The sequence below is a fragment of the Streptomyces durhamensis genome (assembly GCF_000725475.1).
In the GTDB taxonomy this organism is placed as follows: domain Bacteria; phylum Actinomycetota; class Actinomycetes; order Streptomycetales; family Streptomycetaceae; genus Streptomyces; species Streptomyces filipinensis.
The window spans coordinates 1-208 of record NZ_JNXR01000220.1 but is presented as its reverse complement, the minus strand read 5'-3'; the positions used below and the strand labels follow the sequence as shown (position 1 = coordinate 208).

The 208-nt window shown below is 73.6% G+C and carries 1 protein-coding gene; it reads right to left on the bottom strand.

Features of this window, described 5'->3' with window-relative positions; all coding sequences use genetic code 11:
- On the bottom strand, positions 1-208 hold a 208-nt coding region (locus IO33_RS0142465; RefSeq protein WP_031174386.1), incomplete at both ends, for a modular polyketide synthase.

The following is a 208-nucleotide window of genomic DNA, read 5'->3' as shown; positions in this document are numbered from 1 at the left end:
GATGCCGCCGACACCGGCGGCGGCCTGGGCGTGACCGATGTTCGACTTCAGCGAACCCAGCCACAACGGCCGGTCCTGCGACCGCTCCCGGCCGTACGTCGCGATGAGCGCCTGCGCCTCGATCGGGTCACCCAGCCGGGTCCCCGTACCGTGCGCCTCCACGACGTCGATCTGGGCGGGAGACAGGCCGGCCGACGCCAGGGCCTGG